Below are 21,192 nucleotides of genomic sequence, written 5' to 3' on the forward strand. Positions count from 1 at the left end.
TAATATGTTAAGAAACAAAACATAAAGGAATGGCGAAGTTTCGAACTAATCTGATCTTCGCCATTAAAATTCATATTAGAACGCTTCTCACATATTAACCAAAGAATGCCAAGAATGCGATAACGACAGCGATAATTGGAAGTGCCTCAACTAAAGCTACCCCGATGAACATAAGAGTTCTTAGTTCTCTACCAGCTTCTGGCTGACGAGCGATTCCTTCAACTGTTTTAGATACGATTAGACCGTTACCAATACCTGCTCCTAGTGCTCCCAAACCGATTGCAATTGCTGCTGCTATTAAATTCATTAAAAAGCTCCTCCTTTAAAATAACGTCCTTTTTGGACTCTCAATTTTTTAGTGTTCGTCGCTGACTTTATGAGAAATGTACACCATTGTCAGCATGGTGAAGATAAATGCTTGGATTGTTCCGACAAACAAACTGAATGCCTGCCATACAATCATCGGCACGATGGCACCTAATGTACCAACGATACCAAGCGCAATGTTTTGCGTGTAGAAATTGGTCGCAAGTCCTGCAAGCAAACCAAGAAGAATCTCTCCAGCAAAAATGTTTCCATAAAGACGCAAACCAAGTGTTAGCGTGTTTGCAAATTCTTCAATAAGTTTCAATGGTACTAAAAGCGGAATTGGTCTAAAGTAGTCTTTCGTATATTCCTTGACTCCTTTTGCCTTGACACCGTAGTAATGTGTCAATCCCATGACCATAATCGCTAGTGTCATTGTAATTGCAGGGTCTGCTGTTGGTGATTTCCACCACAAGTTGTGATCGACCGTAATCGAAAATGGCAGTCCAAGCATGTTTGAAACAAATATGTACATGAGTAATGTAACGCCAAGCGCTAGAAATGGGGCTCCTGTTTTCATGTCCATCGAACTACCTATGATATTTCGAACAAAATCAACAATCCATTCCATGAAGTTCTGCGCCTTTGTCGGACGAATAGACAGAACACGAGTAGTCAGCACCGCTATGAGAAGAACGATGATACTAGCAATCGTAATCATGAGAACATTGGATAAGTTGAACGTTAACCCTAAAAATTCTGTCGTTTTTGAACTGTGACCCAAAGAGTATTCACCTCTCTTCCATAGTAGAACGTTTAAGTTGAATGAAGGAATCTATCATAATGACAGGATATATTGTCATTAATCCTATAACAACACCTGCCAGATGAACTTCATTAGGGTAACGCCAAGCAATCGCTACTGCGAGAATTGCGTTGGCCCACCTGGCTGTACTTCCCATTGAACGAATGGATTTTCCTTTTTTAACCGCTCGATCAAAAGCGTGCATTCTCCGTATAAGTAGGAATAAATTAAAGAAAGCAAAAATTGTGCCGATAATCAAACCAAGAAACAGTGGTTTAAAACCAGGCATGGCATAGCCAAACACAAAAATTGCCAATAGATAGAACATGTATTTACTCTGTCTGCGGAAAATCGCGTTTGGATCGTTCATTCATCTGACTCCCGATGAAAAATATTGTAAAAAAGGTAATAAATGGTGATGAAAACTGCGTAGAAGACGCTTATGATAAGCAGTCCTGTTCGAAAAAAATCAATCACCCATCGGTCTAATTGCACAATCAGACTTGAAATCTAAAGATCTATGGGATGTTGCTTCATTCGCTGATACAAACCCTGATAATTAAAGGGTTCACAATGAGGATTAGTAGAGTGCTATAGGCTATGAAAACCTTACCATAATACCCTCGTTTAGCATACAATAGCGTCTATGATGTGTCAATCCGTTGAAAGTTAAAAAACTTTTCTATAATGATAGAGCACACAAAATGTTCACAATTTCATCAAACTTTAGGAGACACGTGACATTCATTGAAAAAAACAGCTAATGTTCAGTATACATTGATTTTTCTAAGAACGACATCAACCGTTTGTCATATATTTCAAAAAGCCCACATGCACGTTTGCATGTGGGCTTTTATTAAAACATGTTATTTCGTTCCATACATACGGTCACCAGCATCACCAAGACCTGGGATAATGTAGCCTTTTTCGTTCAATTTCTCATCTAATGCTGCAATGTAGATATCAACGTCAGGATGGTGCTTTTGCATTTCTTCTACACCTTCAGGAGCAGCAATCAGACACATGAAGCGAATGTTTTTCGCTCCGCGTTTTTTCAAGCTGTTCAATGCTTCGACTGCTGAACCGCCAGTTGCAAGCATTGGATCTACTACGATAAATTCACGCTCTTCCACATCAGATGGAAGCTTCACATAATATTCAACAGGCTTTAATGTTTTCGGATCACGGTATAAACCGACATGTCCCACTTTAGCAGCTGGAATGAGTTTCAAAATCCCGTCCACCATACCAAGACCTGCTCTTAAAATTGGCACAACACCGAGTTTCTTCCCTGAGATCACGTTTGATTTCGCTACTTGTACAGGTGTTTCTACATCTACCTCTTCAAGCGGTAAGTCTCTTGTGATTTCAAATGCCATTAATGTTGCGACTTCATCCACTAGCTCTCTAAATTCTTTTGTTCCTGTATGAACGTCACGAATATATGTAAGTTTGTGTTGAATAAGCGGGTGATCAAATACATAAACCTTTGCCATTGCTTGCTACAACTCCTTTTCTGTCATCTTCCGGTGAACTTTGCACACTTCCTACAATTCTACATAAAAAGACATCATCTTTCAATATGATTCGCAAATCCTACAAAAAAAAACCCACATGCCAAAAATAGGCAAATGGGTCTGCTTTTTAATAATCTAATTCGTTATATAAAGGGAAGCGGGCAGTCAGATCAGATACACGCTTTTTCGCTTCTTCTAATTTCGCTTCATCTTCATGATGTTTTAGAGCAAGCGCAATAATGGAACCGACTTCTTTCATTGCCTCTTGATCGAAACCGCGGCTTGTCACTGCTGCTGTGCCAACACGTACACCACTTGTGACAAAAGGTTTTTCTGGATCATAAGGAATCGCATTTTTGTTCACTGTAATACCGATTTCATCAAGAACATTTTCTGCAATTTTTCCTGTGATACCAAGAGAACGCAAGTCGATGAGAACAAGATGGTTATCCGTTCCACCGGATACAAGCTGAATATCTTCAGATAAAAGGGTTTCAGCTAGCTGCTTTGCATTGTCAATGACGTTTTGTGCATATGTTTTGAAATCTCCGTTCAATACTTCACCGAAAGAAACAGCTTTTGCAGAGATGACATGCATCAGTGGTCCACCTTGAATACCAGGGAAGATCGATTTGTCGATCTTTTTACCAAACTCTTCACGGCATAGAATCATTCCGCCGCGAGGTCCACGCAATGTTTTGTGAGTCGTCGTTGTCACAAAATCTGCATAAGGAACTGGATTTGGATGAAGACCTACTGCAACAAGACCTGCAATGTGAGCCATGTCGACCATAAAGTAAGCACCGACTTCATCCGCAATCTCACGGAACTTTTTGAAATCAATTTGACGTGGGTATGCACTTGCACCCGCAACAATTAGCTTTGGCTTATGTTCACGTGCTTTTTCAAGTACATCTTGATAGTCGATATGCTGCGTTTCTTTATCAACACCATATTCTACAAAGTTGTACTGTACACCACTAAAGTTAACAGGGCTTCCGTGTGTTAAATGCCCGCCATGTGATAAGTTCATACCTAGCACTGTATCGCCATGCTCAAGAATGGTAAAGTATACGGCCATGTTCGCTTGAGCACCTGAGTGAGGCTGTACGTTCACATACTCAGCGCCAAAAATTTCTTTTGCGCGGTCACGTGCGATATCTTCTACAACGTCTACATGTTCACAACCGCCATAGTAGCGTTTACCAGGGTAGCCCTCTGCATATTTGTTTGTTAATACAGAGCCCTGCGCTTCCATGACTGCTTCGCTTACAAAGTTTTCTGATGCAATTAATTCAATTTTGTCTTGCTGGCGTTTCCGCTCTAGTTGAATTGCCTTGAATACTTGTGCGTCTTGCTCAGGTAAATGTTTCATCAGCGAAATCCTCTCCAATCTATTTCCATTCGATGTTTTCACCATCTCATTGTACACGGTTTTTGAGTGAAATGTAAAAGTTTTTTTGGAAAATCGACTTCTTTTTTTACGAAAAACCGAATATTCAAGTGGTGAAGAGCCTTCATCATTCAACATTATATTAGAAATATATCTTAGCTAAGATTTTGTATAAACCGCTCGTTCTCCGCCAATCAGCTTCGGACGCGTTTTCGCAAACGTCACATGTGCATGTCCTAATTGATGACGACTAAGGCGAACAGGTACAGCGACTCTCTTTAGATGCATCCCAATGAATGTATCACCGATATCGATCCCAGCATGCGCCTCGATGGATTCAACTAACACAGGATGTTCCATGTGCTGATACGCATGAGCCGCCATCGAACCACCCGCCTTTCGGACAGGTACTGCCGCCACAATCTCTAGATTAAGCCGGAAAGCCACTTCTTCCTCCACAACAAGAGCACGATTCAAATGCTCACAGCACTGGAAAGCGACCTCAATGCCGGTCTCTCGTCTTAGCTGATCCAATTCTTGATAAATGGACGCAGCTATTTGCTCACTTCCTGCTGTCCCAATATGCTCACCAGCCACTTCTGATGTACTGCAGCCGATCACTAAGATTTGCCCAGCACGCAGTTCGACCATTTGATGAAACTCTTTTAACATTTCAAGCCAATCTTGACCAATGTTCATGTTAAGCGCTCCTTATAGGTGCTTTTCTTCGTAATCAGCGATCTTACCAATCCGTACAGCATGTCGTCCTGCCGTAAATTCTGTTGTCAGCCAAATGTGTGCAATCTCACGTGCTAATCCAGGTCCAATGACTCGTTCTCCCATTGCAAGGACGTTTGTATCATTATGTTCTCTAGTCGCTTTCGCACTAAATGTATCATGTGCCAGCGCGCAGCGAATTCCTTTTACTTTGTTTGCTGAGATACTCATACCGATGCCTGTCCCGCAAATTAAAATGCCGCGGTCCACTTCTCCGTTTGCCACCATGTTAGCTACAGGAAAAGCATAATCTGGGTAGTCTACAGAACCTGATCCACATTCACAACCCATATCAATGTATTCAATCTTCAATTCATCCATCAGTTGTTTGATTTCTTCACGAATATTCGTTCCGCCGTGATCGGATGCAATAGCTACTTTCATCGGGCAATTCCTCCTAAGGTTGAGTTGATCTGTTATGCCTTACATTTATTCTTTATTTACAGTTATATTTTAACCTCTGCTTAGTCATTTGCAAACAAAAGCAGAAAAACCGTTGATGCAACGGTTTTACAGGTTGTCCATTACGAGGACGTCTAATCCTTTTTCAATTTCTCAGCCAGCTGCTGGAGCAATGCTTCAAGTTCATCACGTGTTTCCTGATAAACAGACAGGCTTCCTCCAAATGGATCGGAAACATCGCCTTCTGTCCCTGTCGCGAATTCCTTTAGAGTGAAGATCTTGTCTTTTGCATGTGCATATTGCTCCACAATCAACTGTTTATGCTGCATGGTCATGGTGAAGACGTAATCAGCTTCTCGCAGAAGATCCTCTGTCAGTTTTGCTGAAGAGTGATTCAGTGGAATGCTTTTCTCAAATAGTGCTTCGACCGCTTGAGGAGAAGCCTTCCCAGCATCTGAGGCAAAAATGCCCGCTGATTTAACAGTGACCTCTAAACCTTTCTCTTGTGCAATTGAAGCAAAAAGGGCTTGAGCCATCGGACTTCTGCATGTATTTCCCGTACAAACAAATAAGATTTTCATCTTTCGCCCTCCTTTTCTTCTATTATATAGCATTTCATTCTACATGTTATGTAAGGAGACTGACTAGAGCGGAAATAATAATTTGATACCAAAGGCTAGTAAAATGATTCCGCCAAGCGCTCCGCTATATGATCCCACCCATGAACGGACCTGTTTACCGAGTAATAATCCAAGCCATGTGAGGATCATACTAAAAAAACCAAACAATAAAATGGTCATCCATACGTGAGAACCGTAAATTCCGAGACTTAAACCAACGGAAAAACTATCTAAGCTGACACTTGTTGCAAAAAGAACAAGACCAGCGCCAACAGGTGCGATAAATGGTTTATCTTCTTTCCGAATAGACGCAATGATCATTTGCAGCCCGAGCACCAAAAGCAGCGCCCCGCCGATATAGGTGGCAAGGAGACCGAGCCAGCCTGATAGGAGCTGACCTGTTAGCATACCAAAAAGCGGCATAAACATATGAAATATCCCAATGACAAGTCCAATATAAATGATCTGGCAAAACCTCAGTTGAATCATTCCCATGCCAAGTCCAACCGAAAAAGCATCCATACCCAGTGCAAAAGCCATGATGCTGAGCGTCAGCAATTCGCCAGCTAGTTCGTACATGTAAATCCCCCTTGGACACGCATTCTCCTTTAACCTATGTTTGTCCAAGAAGGGTTAGAACTATTTGAATGAAGAGAGAGTGCGCCCTCCTGCCGCTTTTTGCAGACGGTTCATAATTGCTGAACCAACCCCCTGCTCTGAAAAGGCTTCTGAAATAATGACATCTACATCTGTCTCATCAAATTGTCTTAGTACACGATATAAGTTTGCCGCTATCGTTTCAGGTTTTTCTCTCCACCCACAGCTGAAAACAACATCTGCCGCAAACAACGATTTCTTTTCTTCTGTTGTCAGCACGCCAACTTTGAAACCTTCCGCCTGGTATGTTTGAATGTGACGCTGCATCTCTTCATCACTTCCAAAAAAGAGATACATCTTAGCTTCAGGGGCGTAGTGTGTGTATTTCATCCCTGGCGATACAGGCGCTTCGTCCTTTTTTGTCAGCCCTGGGTCAATACTAACCGTTCCTACTACCTCTTCTAAAGCTTCTTTTGTAATCCCGCCCGGCCTTAGGATGACTGGAATCTCGTCGACACAGGATACAACCGTTGACTCAACGCCAATACCAGTTGAACCACCATCGACAATTCCAGCGATTCTTCCATCGAGATCACTCGCTACATGGTCAGCTTGTGTTGGTGATGGTTTGCCTGAACGGTTGGCACTTGGTGCGGCAATCGGCAGGCCAGCCGTTCGGATGAGCTCAAGCGCAATCGGATGGTCAGGCATTCTCACACCGACCGTGGATAAACCTGCCGTGACCTGCTTTGATAAAGTGCCCGGCTTACACGGAAGAACAATGGTTAATGCACCCGGCCAAAAGGCATCCATCAACGCCTTTGCTTTTTCGCTTTCTATTTGCGCAAATTCATGAAGCTGCTCAATTTCCGCAATGTGGACAATCAATGGATTATCACTTGGACGCCCTTTCGCTTCATATATTTTCATGACAGCTTCTGTCTCTTTCGCATTAGCCCCTAGTCCATACACCGTCTCTGTCGGAAAAGCGACCACTTCGTTTTGCTGCAATAACAACGCTGCCTGTTCAATTTGTGGATAGTATGTGGATAAATTCTTTTCTAAATCCACAGACCACCTTCTTGTATTTAACATCATACAAACTCCTTTTAAAAAAGATAAAACTGTTGATATATCTCAATTATCCTTTTGAAAGTATAAAAGATGATGATCAATAAAACAAGCGTTGTCCACAATTTGTGGATAACGCTTGTTTAACGGTGGATAAGTATGTGTATAAGTTCAATATATTGTGATTAACTGGCTTTTTTTTGAAGAACCACTGCCTGTTCTTTCGCTAAGATCTCTTTTGCATGTGCAGATACCCACATGCTTTCTGGAATATCCTCTAAAGCCGTGAAGCCCATCAATGCCAAAAAGTCATGTGAGGAGGAGTGGTTGGCGACGACATAAAACGTATCCACACCTATTTTCCCTCCGAGCGTTTGAACACTTTGGAACAAAGATACGATGTGTCCCTGACCTAGTTTATCTGATATGACAAGAGACCGCAGCAGGCCCTCTTGTTCACTAAGCTGTTCAAGACCTAAACACCCTGCCAGCTGACCTTCTGCATCTTCCATGACAACAAATGTCGTACGCTCTGCAAGCGTGACGCCGCCTTTCGCTTGTCCTTTTTCAAGAAAAGCATTGATCGCTGGGGCATCTTCTTCTGTGGCTATTCTTAATTGATAAAACATGCTTTCACCTCTTTTTGATCTCTTACTTCAACTCTATGAGGCAAAAACAGATTTATACCTTTTTTAGGAGAAAAGACTAGAGACCCATTCGAATAAAAAGAATTTCACTTCACCCGTCTCTTCTTTCTCTTCTTTGACCACTTCATTCACAGACTCATCTGTTTGCTGTGCTGTCACTTCGTTATCCTCATCCCCCTCTGGCGATGCGATAGCTTCTCCATTTGAAAAATCGATAAAGCAGAGCGGCGGGAATAACACACACCACCAATTGGCTCCATCCCCTTCTCCAAGCGTAATTAAAATGGCTTCATATTTCCCAGCAGGATAAACGAAATTTCCATAAAGCTTTGTTGGAAATGAGGCTTTTTGGAAGCTGACTGATACGGATTGATCAATGTGCTGCTCCTTCAATTTCGCTTTGGCAATACGATTGATTTCTGGAAGCTTGGACCGAATCACACGTCTTGCTTCTTCAATGGATGTAAGGTCTTTGACCCATTCTGTCATATTAGCATTGACTTCGTCTCGAATGCTTCTTTTCACATCCTGATCTGCTGAACGATCACTATTTGCTAAAATGCGTAATCGAATGGCTTCGTCTGGTATCACAACAGGCTGATTTGCAGAAGCAGCCGCTGTCTCCTCTCTGCCAAGGTTTGCAAAAGCACCGCATAATAATAGAAACATATAAAGACAAATCATCATTTTACTTTTAAGCATGATGTGTTCCCCCCACTTTTTCTCTTCGCTACAAACATTGTGTCCAGGAAACCCATCTCATAAACAGGAAAAATGATTTTTTTAATAGATTATGAGTCAAATGAAAAAAAACCGCTCCATTAAGAACGGCTTTGAAGTGAGGATTGGTAATCGGAAGGGTACAGTCTTCCATCCCAATCTCGGCTGATTTTTAACCCTGCATCTGTTTTGATGACAGTCATTGCTCCTTTTTTCTTGATTTCTTTTTTGACTTTTCCGTTTTGATTAATAAATTGAATCATCATTTCATAGTTAAATTCAATTCTGTCATCGCTTTCATCTGAAGGCGTAAACGTAATTTTCTTCAGCTTAATTTGACAATCTTGATCCTTTGCTGCTTCTAGCACGCTCGGGAACATGCTGTCTTGTGTATATTCTTGATATTCATGCTCGGTTAAATAAGACTTCAGCTTCTCCTTCATGTCAGTTAGGTCATCTGTTCGATTCACTGTGTATTGTGCTTTTTTATAGCTTTCTCCAAATGCTGCTGCTTCTTTTTTAAAGCTCGGTTTGCCACAAGCACTCACAATCAATAGTACACTGACGATGACCAACACCATCGCATACCTTCTGTTCACACCATTCGCTCCTTCAAAACAAATTTATGTAAAAAAATCATGATCAGAATGTTCATTCTTCTATATATACGTTTCTCTTTTACCATAAGTTTCATCTTTACATAATAAAATAGTCCGACTTTATTCAGCCGGACTTTCCGTTTTGAATGTGTGCGCAAACAGCTCGGTCTTTCCCGTTAATATCCTTGACGATGCGGACATCTGCCGCGGGAAATGACTGCAAGAAAAGTGCTTTTACATCTTGCCCTTGCGTATGTCCAATTTCAAAGACAACGACCGCCTGCTTATGAAGTACATGGTGAAGATCACGAATGAGACGCTTATAAAACCACAGACCATCACGACCATCTGTCAGCGCATTTACTGGCTCATGCTTCGTAACCACCTCTGACAAGCTGTCCATTTCTTCTGCCGCAATATAAGGTGGATTGGAAATAAACAGATCCACTTTGATGCCGTGATCCTTGATAGGTTCGAGTAAGTCCCCTTGTAAAAAATGGACGTCTGCACCTAGCGCTTGCTGATTCCGCTTTGCTACCGCAAGTGCTTCATGTGAAATATCCGTTGCTGTGACAGATAGTGTTTCTTTTTCAAGAGCGAGCGTAATCGCAATTGCCCCGCTTCCGGTGCCAACGTCTACTGCTTGAAGCGGCTGATCGTGCGGGAAGATGTCACTCATCAAATTCAGTGCCGCCAAAACGACCTCTTCCGTTTCAGGGCGAGGAATGAGAACATGTTTGTTCACCTCGAAGGGACGGCCGTAAAAAAATTCAATACCTGTTAGATGCTGAACAGGCACGCCTTTCTTGTGCTGCGTGACAAACTCGCTGAATAACCGATCTTGCTCCTCTGGCAGCTGATCATGAAAACGTGCAAGAAGTTCACTTCTGCTTAAGTCCAGTACATGCATCAAAAGGAGCTCTGCTGCGTTTTGGTCTCTACCGGCTTCCGTTAACAAAGAAGAAGCCCATTTAAGGGCTTCAAAGTTGGTACGCTGATTATTTTGCATTTTGAAGCTTTCTTGCTTGGTCTTCCATAATTAATGCATCTATGACCTCGTCAAGTTTTCCTTCTAAAATTTGATCAAGCTTTTGAATCGTTAATCCGATGCGGTGGTCTGTTACACGGTTTTGTGGGAAGTTGTACGTACGGATACGCTCTGAACGATCCCCTGTTCCAACAGCAGATTTACGCGTTTGATCATATTCAGCCTGTGCTTCACGCTGGAATTTATCATAAATTCTCGCACGTAATACTTTCATGGCTTTTTCTTTGTTTTTGATTTGTGATTTCTCATCCTGACAGGAAACAACCACGCCTGTTGGAAGGTGAGTTAATCGAACAGCAGACATGGTTGTGTTAACACTTTGTCCGCCAGGCCCGCTTGATGTGAAAGTATCTACACGGATGTCTTTTTCGTGGATATCAATTTCAACTTCTTCAGCCTCGGGCAACACAGCAACTGTCGCTGTTGATGTATGAATCCGTCCGCCTGATTCCGTTTCCGGAACACGCTGCACGCGGTGTGCACCGTTTTCAAACTTTAGTCTGGAATATGCGCCTTTCCCGCTAATCATAAAGATAATCTCTTTATAACCGCCAGTTCCAGTCACATTCGCTTCCATTACTTCTGTTTTCCAGCCCTGCATTTCAGCATAACGGCTGTACATACGGTAAAGGTTTCCAGCAAAAAGCGCGGCCTCTTCTCCTCCTGCTGCACCACGAACCTCCACAATAACGTTTTTGTTGTCATTCGGATCTTTCGGGATCAGCAAGATTTTCAGCTCGTCTTCTAAACGTTCCGTTTCCTCTGTGAGCTCTGAAATTTCTTCTTTGACCATGTCGCGCATCTCGGCATCTAGCTTTTCTTCCAGCATTGCTTTCGCTTCGCTCAACTGGTCGTATGCCGCACGATATTGTCTATATACCTCAACAGTTTCTTGAATATCAGATTGTTCCTTCGAATATTCACGAAGCTTCTTAGGGTCGTTCACCACTTCAGGGTCACTTAAATATTCATTTAGCTTTTCATAGCGTTCTTCAATTGATTTTAAACGGTCTAACATGGTCTTCACCTCTGTTTTGTGCGTAACAGTCTAATTATAGTATAGCGGGGTATGACAGTCAAAAAAATTTCCAAAACAATTGATTTTCTGCAATTTTCCGCTAGAAAACACGATCTTTGGCGATTGGTTACTTGTTTTGTCTAACGTGAAGGAACAGTTCCTCCTTGAAGAGAATGGTACTTATAATTGAAAAAAGGGAGGGCATTTGGTTTGAATACAAATGAGGTTGCAAAAGAAATTGGCGTTTCTTCAAAAACGATTCAGCGTTGGGTTAAACAGCTCAACATCCCTGTCGCCCGGAATGAACTTGGACATTATGAATTTCATGAAGATATTGTACAGCTTCTCAAAGAAGTCAAACACCAAATGAGTGAAGGTGTGATCCTTCAAGACATTCGACTGCCAATCCACACGGAAACCGTTCAACAGTTATCGCCTGCTGCAGAAACTGCTGCCTCCACAAAGCGGATCGAAGCATTGGAAAAGCAGGTGAATCAGCTCATTCAGCAGCAATTGCACAGCACTGATGTAGAAAAACGACTGCAAGAACTCGAACGGAAACTGGCTAAAAAAGCAGATGAAGGTGTATCCTATCAGCTGCTCCAGCACCGTAGAGAAATTGAAGATCTCACCACTAAACTTGAGCGTCTTGCTGCGAGCTTGAAACAACCCTCTCAAATAGAAGAAAAAAAGGAAATCACGCACACTGACATCAAAAAAAAGCGTGCGCTCTTCCCTCTGTTTCATTCATTTCGCTAAGAAAGGCTGCCTCATGAGGCAGCCTTTCTACTTTATTATGAGGTAAGTGCAATAATGATCGGTAATGAAATTAATGACATGATTGCACTGATCACAAATGCGGATGCAGTTTCTGCTTCTTGTTTTTCAAATCGGGTTGCGATCATGGCTGCAACAGCTGAACCTGGGAAGGCAACAAGTAATACAGCTTTTGTAATTTCATCAGCCGAAAGACCCATGAAAATGGCGATAAAATACATAAGCAATGGTTGTACAGCTACTTTTAGCAATGCGATACTGAATGCTGGTAGGCTTAATTTAATTTTACGGATACCAACAGTGACACCGACTGCAAATAGCGCAACCCCTGACGTAACACTTCCAATTTCCTCTAACATTTCATGTCCAATTTCAGGAAGTTTAAATCCTAAAAGAACAAGAATGATACTTGCTAGTGGTGCAAGTGCAAGCGGCTCTGATAAACCGTGCAAAATAGCTTTCGTCGTCATTTTAAGGAAACTTTCGCCGTCTTTGGCTTTTCCTTTTGTTTTTTCACCGACAGTTGACACAATAATCGCAATTGGATCAAGCATTGCATTTACAACTATTCCGGTAATTGCAATCGGAATTGCAACTTCTTGAGCCCCAAATAAACTGCCTAGGACTGGAATCCCCATAAATGCAAAGGTCGGTTGAGCTGAGTTTAACGAGAAAATAGATGAATTTGTTAAATCGTATTTAAAAGCAAATTTCGTAACAAGAAGGATAATGATATAAAAACCTACGATTCCTAAAATCAATGCAACGAAAAATGGAATTTGACTATAGAATTTATCTTTTGGTGTTGACAGAATGCTGGCGATAAAGTGCGCTGGCAAAGCATACTTTGTCACAAGTGTACTTACACCTTTTGCAGATTTAGCGTCATAGCTACCGAAGTGTCCTGCGAACCAACCCAGCGCGATAACGAAAAAAATCGGTGCTAGGAGGATCAAAATATTTAAAAAGTCCACCTTACTCTTCCTCCTTAAATCCTTACAAGTTTCTATTTATTGCGGCATTGTTTAAATTACCCTAAACAATGCCGCGTTACACAATTTATTATGCTCTTACAATTTTTTTATATTCAGGAATCCACATTGCATCTTTCACAGCTTGTTCGATGTCGTCAGGCGTTCTTCTTGCGACACCATCTTTAATTGCCGCTTTTGCCACTTCAATGGCCACTTTGATAGAAACTTCTTGCAATTTATCAATGCTTGGAAGAAGACCAGCACCTGGTTTATCATGATCAACCATTTCAGCAATCGCATCTGCAGAAGCAACGAACATGCCTTTTGTGATGATTTTTGATTCCGTTACGATTGAGCCAAGACCAAGTCCAGGGAAAACGAACGCATTGTTTGATTGTCCAATTTCATGTTCAATTCCGTTATACTCAACGTTTTCGAACGGGCTTCCTGTTGCAACAAGTGCACGGCCGTCTGTCCATTTGAATAGATCTTCTGGAACAGCTTCCGCAAGTGGTGTTGGGTTAGACATTGGCATGATCACTGGACGCTCTGTATGTGCTGCGATTTCTTTAATGATTTCTTCAGTGAATGCACCGCCTTGACCTGATGTACCAATTAGAATCGTTGGCTTCACCCTGCGAACAGTTTCAGCAAATGAGATTTGCCCTTTTTCATCACGTGCCCAGCCTTCTACTTCATCAGAAGAACGAAGGTAAGGTTTTTGGAAATCAAACACTTCATCTTCGAATTGATCTGTCAGTAATCCTCTGTAGTCTAATGTCCAGAAAGCATTGTTTGCTTCTTCTTCACTTAGACCTTCAAGAACCATTGTGTCACGCATTTGATCTGCGATTCCGATTCCAGCTGATCCAGCTCCGAAGATCATCACACGGTGATCTTTCAATTGAGTACCAGTTTTCTTGACAGCTGCAAGAACACCCGCTAAAGTAATGGCACCAGTACCTTGAATATCATCATTGAATGTTAAGATGTTATCATTGTATTTTTTCATGATGTTACGCGCGTTTTTGTTTCCAAGGTCTTCCCAGTGAAGCAATGCTTTCGGGAAGAATTTAAGCGCTGCTTTTACATATGCATCAATGAATTCTTCGTATTTTTCACCTTGTACACGTTTGTGATGGTTTCCGATGTATAATGGATCATTCAATAATTTTTCATTGTTTGTTCCAACATCTAATACGACTGGAATCACGCGGCTTGGATCAATACCTGCAGCAGCCGTGTAGACAGCTAATTTACCAATTGCGATGTTGATACCACCAACACCCCAGTCACCAATTCCAAGAATGCTCTCAGAGTCAGTTGCTACGATAAGGTCGATATCTCCTGCTGTTGCATGTAAGTTTTCAAATGCTTTCTCAATGCCGTCAATGTTCTCGATTGAAAGATAGACACCATGAGGTCTTCTGTATTCATGGCTGTATTCTTGAATCGCTTCACCAACAGTTGGTGTGTACACAACAGGAAGCATTTCACGAAGCTTGTCTGATATAAGCTTATAGAACAATACTTCGTTACGGTTTTGCAAATCACTTAAGTATACGTTTTGACGAAGACGATCTGGCTGTGCTAGGAATTGCTTGTACGCTCTCTCCGCTTGTTGTTCTAAAGTGAGAACAGTTGGAGGAAGTAAGCCTTCTAGTCCAAGCTCTTGTCTTTCTTCTTCAGAAAAAGCAACGCCTTTGTTCAACGTTGGAATCGATAATACATCTTTACCTGTCAAAGTGGTTTCGAGGTACCCTTCTTTTGTTTTCTTCACGTTGTTCATCAAAAACTACCCTCTTTCTAAAATATAAATAAAGTGAACTATTAATTCAAAGAACGATTAAGGAGAATAATCCTTAATCAAAAAAATTATGACAAGAAATCGAACTTTTCGTTAAAATGCTTTACACTACAGTTAGTCATTTTATGCCTGCTTATACTAAAACGCAAGCGTTGAAAATTAGATAATTTTTTCGTAGCGTTATTTAATTTATTTAAGTACAAATGATGGGTGTTCAGCCAAAATCTCAAAAAACGAAACACAGCGGCATTTGCTATTTTTTTAATTGTCAAGTGTTGTACCAACGTCAAGTCTTGGTACTTCATGGTGATGTCTGCATCGTGCTTCGTATGATTCCTGCGCACCTACTAAAATAATGGGATCATCATAGGATGCGGGTTTACCGTCGATCAAGCGTTGTGTTCTACTCGCTGGGGAGCCGCATACCGAACAAACTGCTTGAAGTTTTGTTACAAGCTCTGCACATGCCATTAAATGCGGAACAACACCAAATGGCTCTCCTCTGAAGTCTTGATCAAGGCCTGCAACAATGACTCGGTAACCTTTATCAGCCAATTGAGTGACAATGTCAATGATTGTCTCATCAAAAAATTGCACCTCATCTATGCCAATGACATCGGTTCTTTCTGATATGTGCGTTATTATGTCTTTTGGTGAGGCTACTGCAATCCCATCGACCGATGAACCGTTATGTGAAACAACTGAGCTTGTACTATATCGGTTATCAATCGCTGGTTTGAATATTTTTACTTCTTGTTTGGCAAAGGTGGCCCTTTTGGCTCTCCGAATCAATTCTTCCGACTTTCCAGAAAACATACTTCCGCAGATGACTTCAAGCCAACCGCTTTGTTTCATCACATACATAAGGTCTTCTCCCCCGTTTTAAAGTTCCATCAATCCACGTAAAAAAACAGGCAAGAACGGATTCCTGCCTGTTTATTGTATCTATTATTACTTAAGACCGTATTTTTTGTTAAAGCGGTCAACACGTCCATCAGCAGAAGCGAATTTTTGACGGCCTGTATAGAAAGGATGGCACTCAGAGCAAATCTCGATGCGTACCTCTTCTTTTACTGATCCAGTTTCAAACTCATTTCCACAAGCGCATTTGACTGTAGCTTTTTTGTAGTTAGGATGAATTCCTGTTTTCATCTACTGTCATCTCCTTCCGCCCTGAATCCAATTCGGAAACAGAGTTAATATCTCAGAATAAATTCTGAAACGCACATGATGAAATTATAACAGTGTGAGTCTATGATTGCAAATGTATTTTTTCAACAAGCTATCTTCTTGATGCAGACATGTTCGCTTGTTTCCATTCTTGCGTTAAAATATCGAAAAATTCTTGGTTTGTCTTTGTTTTTCTCATTTTGCGCATGAACTTCTCAGCAAAGTCAGGTGTATCTGACATCGATTTTCTCATCGCCCATAAACGATCAAGATGCTCTTTTGGTACAAGCAGTTCTTCTTTTCTCGTACCAGAACGACGAATGTCGATTGCTGGGAAAATTCTTCTTTCTGCAAGAGAGCGGTCCAAATGAAGCTCCATGTTCCCCGTTCCCTTAAATTCCTCATAAATCACATCATCCATACGTGATCCCGTATCAACGAGCGCAGTGGCTAAAATCGTCAAGCTTCCGCCTTCTTCAATGTTACGCGCAGCACCAAAGAAGCGTTTTGGACGGTGGAAAGCCGCTGGATCAATACCGCCGGAAAGCGTTCGGCCGCTTGGCGGGATGACAAGGTTGTACGCACGAGCAAGCCTTGTGATGCTGTCCATTAAGATGATGACATCTTTCTTATGTTCGACAAGACGCATGGCACGCTCTAATACAAGCTCTGCTACTTTAATGTGGTTTTCCGGTACTTCGTCAAAGGTTGAACTAACAACATCCCCTGCAACAGAACGTTCGATATCTGTTACTTCCTCTGGGCGTTCGTCAATTAAAAGGACAATCAGCTCTGACTCTGGATGATTTTCAGAAATGCTGTTGGCAATTTCTTTGAGCAAAATGGTTTTCCCAGCCTTAGGCGGTGCAACAATTAAACCACGCTGCCCAAACCCAACTGGCGCCATCATATCCATAATTCTAGTAGACAGGTGATTAGGCTGTGTTTCAAGAATCATTTGACGATCAGGGAATAGCGGCGTGAGTGCAGGAAAGTGAACACGTTCCTTAGCTGATTCTGGGTCGTCCCCATTTACCGCTTCGACATGAAGGAGGCCATAGTAGCGTTCATTCTCTTTTGGAGGTCGTACCTTTCCAGACACCTTATCTCCGTTTCGTAAATCAAAGCGTCTGATTTGTGAAGCTGAAATATAAATGTCTTCAGAACTTGGGGAGTAGTTAATTGGTCTTAAGAAACCAAATCCCTCAGACTGAATAATTTCAAGAACCCCTTCCATAAATAAGAGATCCTCTTGCTCAGCGTTCGCCTTTAAAATGGCAAAGATTAATTCTTTTTTTGTTAGTTTGCTGTAATAAGAGATTTTGTACTTTTTTGCTAGCTCATACAGCTCTTTTAATTTCATATTTTCCAAAGATGAAATCGAAACATCTTTCAATATGGACACCACACTTTTCTAGTCAATGTATTTCATTACAAATGCATGACCATTGTATTTGATTAGCTTTTAATTCCGTTTTTGATGGAATGACCTCGCTCTCATGGTAACGCTCCCACTCGTTTTATCGTAAAGATAGGAACAATGTGAACTCGAGCTTTGTCAACATAGAGAAGGATAATGAGTATATCGTCATGATGCGGCAGTATTTAAACTTGTTGAAGCTTAAAAGAAGTAAATTCGCAGAAAATTTCGCAGCACTCTTTAGTTTTACCTCATTTGCAGAGAATATTCAACTTTAAAAAGAAAATGATATACATTTGACACCTATATGAAAAGCGGGTAATGAATACCCGCTTTCAGATTACGGACGAATGACAAGATTCGGTTTTTTCTTTAAGCTATGTCTGCCGTCTACGAAACGAACTGTACCTGATTTCGCACGCATAACAACGCTATGTGTTGTTCCAACAGAGCCTTTGAATTGAACACCTTTTAATAGCTCACCGTCTGTTACACCAGTCGCTGCAAAAATGGCGTCGTCGCCTTTCACGAGGTCTTCCATTCTTAGGACTTTGCCAACATCTAGCCCCATTTTCTCACAGCGTCTTAGTTCTTCTTCACTTTGAGGAAGAAGCCTTCCGTGGATTTCACCACCAAGTGCCTTTAACGCAACAGCAGAAAGGACACCTTCGGGCGCTCCGCCTGAACCAAATAGAATATCAACACCTGTATGATCAAATGCTGTATTAATGGCTCCTGCAACGTCACCATCATCGATCAGTTTGATTCTTGCTCCTGCTTCTCTCAGTTCAGCAATGATTTTCTCATGTCGATCTCTGTTTAAAATCGTTGCAACCACATCTTCAATATCTTTGTTTTTTGCTTTTGCTACAGCGCGAAGATTGTCAATGACAGGCGCTTCAATGTCGATGCAGCCTACCGCTTCTGGACCTACTGCGATCTTATCCATGTACATATCAGGTGCATTCAGCAAGTTGCCATGATCTGCAACTGCAATAACAGCTAAGGCATTCCAGCCGCCACTTGCCACAATATTTGTTCCTTCTAATGGATCAACAGCTACATCCACGCGAGGTCCGTATCCGTTCCCAAGCTTTTCCCCAATATAAAGCATTGGTGCTTCGTCCATTTCCCCCTCGCCAATGACCACTGTTCCTTTCATCGGAATGGTATCAAATACATCACGCATTGCACTTGTTGCAGCATCATCCGCTTCGTCTTTTAATCCTCTTCCCATCCAACGAGCAGATTTTAATGCGGCTGCTTCTGTCACCCGTACTAGTTCCATCGATAAACTTCTTTCCATTTTTGTCCAAATCTCCTCTCACAGTCAAAGCCTTATGAATTTTGAAGTTCTTCTATTTCTTGGTCACTCAGCTTTTCACGCCAGATGGTTGCACCCAAGCCTTCAAGCTTCTTCTCAAGCAAACTATATCCTCTGTCTATATGTTCAAGCCCTGTGATTTCGGTCACACCGTCTGCCATTAGCCCTGCAACAACGAGACAAGCACCTGCACGCAGGTCACTTGCTTTCACCTTTGCTCCTTGAAGCTGCGTTTGTCCAGTGATAATGGCAGATCTTCCTTCGACCTTCATGTTTGCACCCATTCGACGCAATTCGTCAATGTGCTTAAAGCGGGCTGAGTAGATCGTATCTGTGACCACACTCGTGCCTTTCGCCTTTGTTAACAGCGCCGTCATCGGCTGCTGAAGGTCCGTCGGAAAGCCCGGATACACAAGGGTTTTGATATCGACTGGCTTGAGTCCTTCGTTTCTGCCAACGATCAGCATTTGATCGTTGCTCGTTTCAATGGTGAACCCCATCTCTCTAAGTTTCGCCGTAATTGATTCTAAATGAGTTGGGATCACATTATCAAGTACAACTTCATCTCCCATCGCAGCACCAGCAATTAAAAATGTGCCTGCTTCTATACGGTCAGGGATGATGGAATGCTTACAGCCATGAAGAGATTCTACACCTTCGATTCGAATCACATCAGTACCCGCACCTTTGATTTTGGCTCCCATGCTTGCAAGCAGTGTCGCTACATCAATAATTTCGGGTTCTTTTGCGGCATTTTCAATGACCGTTTTTCCTTCAGCCAGTACGGCTGCCAGCATGATATTGATGGTCGCACCTACACTGACCACATCAAGGTAAATACGGGCTCCGACTAATTTTTCAGCGCGCAAATAAATGGCACCCTGCTCGTTTGTCACCTCGGCTCCGAGTGCTTCAAAGCCTTTGATATGCTGATCGATCGGCCTAGGTCCTAAGTGGCACCCTCCTGGCAGCCCAATGACAGCCTGCTTGAATCTTCCCAGCATAGCGCCCATTAAATAATAAGACGCACGCAGTTTCTTCACTTTCCCATTAGGAAGAGGCATACTGATCATGGAAGCAGGATTGACGACCATTTCACCTTTTTCAAACGTGACCTTTCCGCCAATCTCTTCTAACAGATCTCGTAATGTGTCAATATCTGAAATATGCGGAAGGCCCTCAATCGTTACTGGAGAATCAGCGAGAATCGTGGCAGGAATCAGTGCCACTGCACTATTTTTCGCACCACTAATATGTACGGTCCCGCGTAAGGGGTCACCGCCGGCAATGTTTAACTTTTCCATATTTGTCTCCCTTCTTAAAGAAGATCACTGTTGGAGTTATACTGTTTGTGGATGTCGCGCTTTAAAAGGTCTTGTCCAAAATTTAGCCAATATCAAGAGAAAGAATACAGGTTAAACGAAATTTGTCGGAAGAAAAATAATCGAAGCTTTGCGAGGCTGTGATGTTCTCTTCTTTGCACAAAACATTTCTTAGCGTTTTTAAGGAAAACTGCGGCAAACAGGAGACAATCCCGCCTGCCACAATCACTTATTTATTCCAATCTGCTAAAAATTGCTCAATGCCCGCATCCGTTAATGGGTGTTTCGTCAGCTGCTTGATGACTTTCAGCGGCATTGTGCCGATATGAGCACCTCTAAGTGCAGCTTCTGTCACGTGCTGCGGATGACGAATGGATGCAGCAATGATTTGTGTATCTAAGCCATGAACATCAAAAATGGTTTTCACTTCGCTGATGAGATCGAGACCATTTTGGCCAATGTCATCTAAGCGGCCGAGGAATGGAGAGACATACGTCGCACCAGCTCTAGCTGCAAGAAGTGCCTGGTTTGCACTAAAAATCAAAGTGACGTTTGTTTTGATTCCAAGGTCTGTTAACGCTTTGACAGCTTTAAGACCATCTGTTGTCATTGGGATTTTAACCGTGATATTTGGTGCGATGGCAGCAAGCTCTTTTCCTTCTTCAATCATTTCTTCTGCTTTGAGGGAAATGACTTCCGCACTGACAGAACCTGATACCACGTCAGTGATTTCGCGAAGACGGTCGTGGAATGATACGTCCTTTTCTTTCGCTACTAAACTAGGGTTTGTTGTGACGCCTGCTAAAATGCCAAGCTCGTGCGCCTCTTTGATGTCTGCGATATTCGCTGTATCTACGAAAAATAACATAACCGTGCCA

At 42.1% G+C, this 21,192-nt stretch carries 24 protein-coding genes; 1 reads left to right on the forward strand and 23 read right to left on the reverse strand.

The features are described 5' to 3' along the window. Positions 1–94: 94 nt before the first annotated feature. The 15 genes from atpE to prfA all read right to left on the reverse strand — a co-directional run bounded on the left by atpE (position 95) and on the right by prfA (position 11,520). Positions 95–307 (reverse strand): F0F1 ATP synthase subunit C, encoded by a 213-nt coding sequence (gene atpE / locus MHH54_RS16890; protein WP_003214968.1) that lies wholly within the window; start codon positions 305–307, stop codon positions 95–97. 48 nt (positions 308–355) lie between these two features. After that, entirely contained in the window at positions 356–1,090 is a 735-nt protein-coding gene (gene atpB / locus MHH54_RS16895; RefSeq protein ID WP_003215198.1) for a F0F1 ATP synthase subunit A, read from the reverse strand. 7 nt (positions 1,091–1,097) lie between these two features. Then, entirely contained in the window at positions 1,098–1,481 is a 384-nt protein-coding gene (locus MHH54_RS16900) for an ATP synthase subunit I (RefSeq protein ID WP_003215321.1), read from the reverse strand. A gap of 496 nt (positions 1,482–1,977) precedes the next feature. Continuing rightward, positions 1,978–2,607 (reverse strand): uracil phosphoribosyltransferase, encoded by a 630-nt coding sequence (gene upp, locus MHH54_RS16905; protein WP_003214553.1) that lies wholly within the window; start codon positions 2,605–2,607, stop codon positions 1,978–1,980. Between the two features lie 148 nt (positions 2,608–2,755). Next, positions 2,756–4,003 (reverse strand): serine hydroxymethyltransferase, encoded by a 1,248-nt coding sequence (gene glyA / locus MHH54_RS16910; RefSeq protein ID WP_012011552.1) that lies wholly within the window; start codon positions 4,001–4,003, stop codon positions 2,756–2,758. Between the two features lie 177 nt (positions 4,004–4,180). Next, positions 4,181–4,720: a TIGR01440 family protein gene (locus MHH54_RS16915; protein WP_003214786.1), complete on the reverse strand. Its 540-nt coding sequence runs from the start codon at positions 4,718–4,720 to the stop codon at positions 4,181–4,183. 12 nt (positions 4,721–4,732) lie between these two features. Then, complete coding sequence (gene rpiB, locus MHH54_RS16920) at positions 4,733–5,182, reverse strand: ribose 5-phosphate isomerase B (protein WP_003214714.1); 450 nt, start codon at positions 5,180–5,182, stop codon at positions 4,733–4,735. A 152-nt stretch (positions 5,183–5,334) separates the two neighbouring features. After that, positions 5,335–5,781: a low molecular weight protein arginine phosphatase gene (locus tag MHH54_RS16925; RefSeq protein WP_106029538.1), complete on the reverse strand. Its 447-nt coding sequence runs from the start codon at positions 5,779–5,781 to the stop codon at positions 5,335–5,337. Positions 5,782–5,844: 63 nt separating this feature from the next. Continuing rightward, positions 5,845–6,399 carry a manganese efflux pump MntP family protein gene (locus MHH54_RS16930; protein WP_003214826.1) on the reverse strand — a complete coding sequence of 185 codons (555 nt, stop codon included), beginning with the start codon at positions 6,397–6,399 and terminating at the stop codon, positions 5,845–5,847. Positions 6,400–6,459: 60 nt separating this feature from the next. After that, on the reverse strand, positions 6,460–7,512 hold the full coding sequence (locus MHH54_RS16935) for an L-threonylcarbamoyladenylate synthase (protein WP_003214759.1): 1,053 nt from the start codon (positions 7,510–7,512) through the stop codon (positions 6,460–6,462). Between the two features lie 161 nt (positions 7,513–7,673). Continuing rightward, the gene (locus MHH54_RS16940; RefSeq protein WP_003215151.1) at positions 7,674–8,117 is read right to left on the reverse strand and encodes a hypothetical protein; all 444 of its coding nucleotides are present in this window, start codon (positions 8,115–8,117) and stop codon (positions 7,674–7,676) included. Between the two features lie 63 nt (positions 8,118–8,180). Beyond that, positions 8,181–8,837: a stage II sporulation protein R gene (gene spoIIR, locus MHH54_RS16945; RefSeq protein ID WP_003214937.1), complete on the reverse strand. Its 657-nt coding sequence runs from the start codon at positions 8,835–8,837 to the stop codon at positions 8,181–8,183. Positions 8,838–8,956: 119 nt separating this feature from the next. After that, positions 8,957–9,436 carry a hypothetical protein gene (locus MHH54_RS16950; RefSeq protein WP_003214608.1) on the reverse strand — a complete coding sequence of 160 codons (480 nt, stop codon included), beginning with the start codon at positions 9,434–9,436 and terminating at the stop codon, positions 8,957–8,959. A 142-nt stretch (positions 9,437–9,578) separates the two neighbouring features. Then, positions 9,579–10,463, reverse strand: coding sequence for a peptide chain release factor N(5)-glutamine methyltransferase (gene prmC / locus MHH54_RS16955; protein WP_106032114.1), 885 nt, complete (start codon positions 10,461–10,463; stop codon positions 9,579–9,581). Then, positions 10,453–11,520 (reverse strand): peptide chain release factor 1, encoded by a 1,068-nt coding sequence (gene prfA / locus MHH54_RS16960; protein WP_003215125.1) that lies wholly within the window; start codon positions 11,518–11,520, stop codon positions 10,453–10,455. Before prfA ends, prmC begins: the two co-directional genes overlap by 11 nt. 210 nt (positions 11,521–11,730) lie before the next feature. Between prfA and racA the strand changes: the two genes are divergently transcribed. Beyond that, positions 11,731–12,279, forward strand: a complete 549-nt coding sequence (gene racA, locus MHH54_RS16965; protein ID WP_003214587.1) for a chromosome-anchoring protein RacA — start codon at positions 11,731–11,733, stop codon at positions 12,277–12,279. Between the two features lie 35 nt (positions 12,280–12,314). On the opposite strand, the gene MHH54_RS16970 is transcribed toward racA, so the two are convergent. From MHH54_RS16970 to fsa, 8 genes are all read right to left on the reverse strand, one after another. After that, the gene (locus MHH54_RS16970; protein ID WP_003214757.1) at positions 12,315–13,271 is read right to left on the reverse strand and encodes an AEC family transporter; all 957 of its coding nucleotides are present in this window, start codon (positions 13,269–13,271) and stop codon (positions 12,315–12,317) included. An 88-nt stretch (positions 13,272–13,359) separates the two neighbouring features. After that, positions 13,360–15,060 (reverse strand): oxaloacetate-decarboxylating malate dehydrogenase, encoded by a 1,701-nt coding sequence (gene malS, locus MHH54_RS16975; protein WP_003215037.1) that lies wholly within the window; start codon positions 15,058–15,060, stop codon positions 13,360–13,362. A 279-nt stretch (positions 15,061–15,339) separates the two neighbouring features. Beyond that, positions 15,340–15,942, reverse strand: coding sequence for a thymidine kinase (locus tag MHH54_RS16980; RefSeq protein WP_003214626.1), 603 nt, complete (start codon positions 15,940–15,942; stop codon positions 15,340–15,342). An 87-nt stretch (positions 15,943–16,029) separates the two neighbouring features. After that, positions 16,030–16,230 (reverse strand): 50S ribosomal protein L31, encoded by a 201-nt coding sequence (gene rpmE / locus MHH54_RS16985; RefSeq protein ID WP_003215407.1) that lies wholly within the window; start codon positions 16,228–16,230, stop codon positions 16,030–16,032. 130 nt (positions 16,231–16,360) lie between these two features. Beyond that, a complete protein-coding gene (rho, locus tag MHH54_RS16990; RefSeq protein ID WP_003215202.1) occupies positions 16,361–17,644 on the reverse strand; it encodes a transcription termination factor Rho in 1,284 nt (427 codons plus the stop codon). Between the two features lie 364 nt (positions 17,645–18,008). Then, positions 18,009–18,974: a class II fructose-bisphosphatase gene (glpX, locus tag MHH54_RS16995; protein WP_003214904.1), complete on the reverse strand. Its 966-nt coding sequence runs from the start codon at positions 18,972–18,974 to the stop codon at positions 18,009–18,011. Positions 18,975–19,006: 32 nt separating this feature from the next. Then, positions 19,007–20,296, reverse strand: coding sequence for a UDP-N-acetylglucosamine 1-carboxyvinyltransferase (locus MHH54_RS17000; protein WP_003214820.1), 1,290 nt, complete (start codon positions 20,294–20,296; stop codon positions 19,007–19,009). Between the two features lie 247 nt (positions 20,297–20,543). After that, on the reverse strand, positions 20,544–21,182 hold the full coding sequence (gene fsa / locus MHH54_RS17005) for a fructose-6-phosphate aldolase (RefSeq protein ID WP_003215343.1): 639 nt from the start codon (positions 21,180–21,182) through the stop codon (positions 20,544–20,546). Positions 21,183–21,192: the final 10 nt, after the last annotated feature.

Source organism: Bacillus sp. FSL K6-4563 (genome assembly GCF_038630405.1).
Classification (GTDB): domain Bacteria; phylum Bacillota; class Bacilli; order Bacillales; family Bacillaceae; genus Bacillus; species Bacillus pumilus.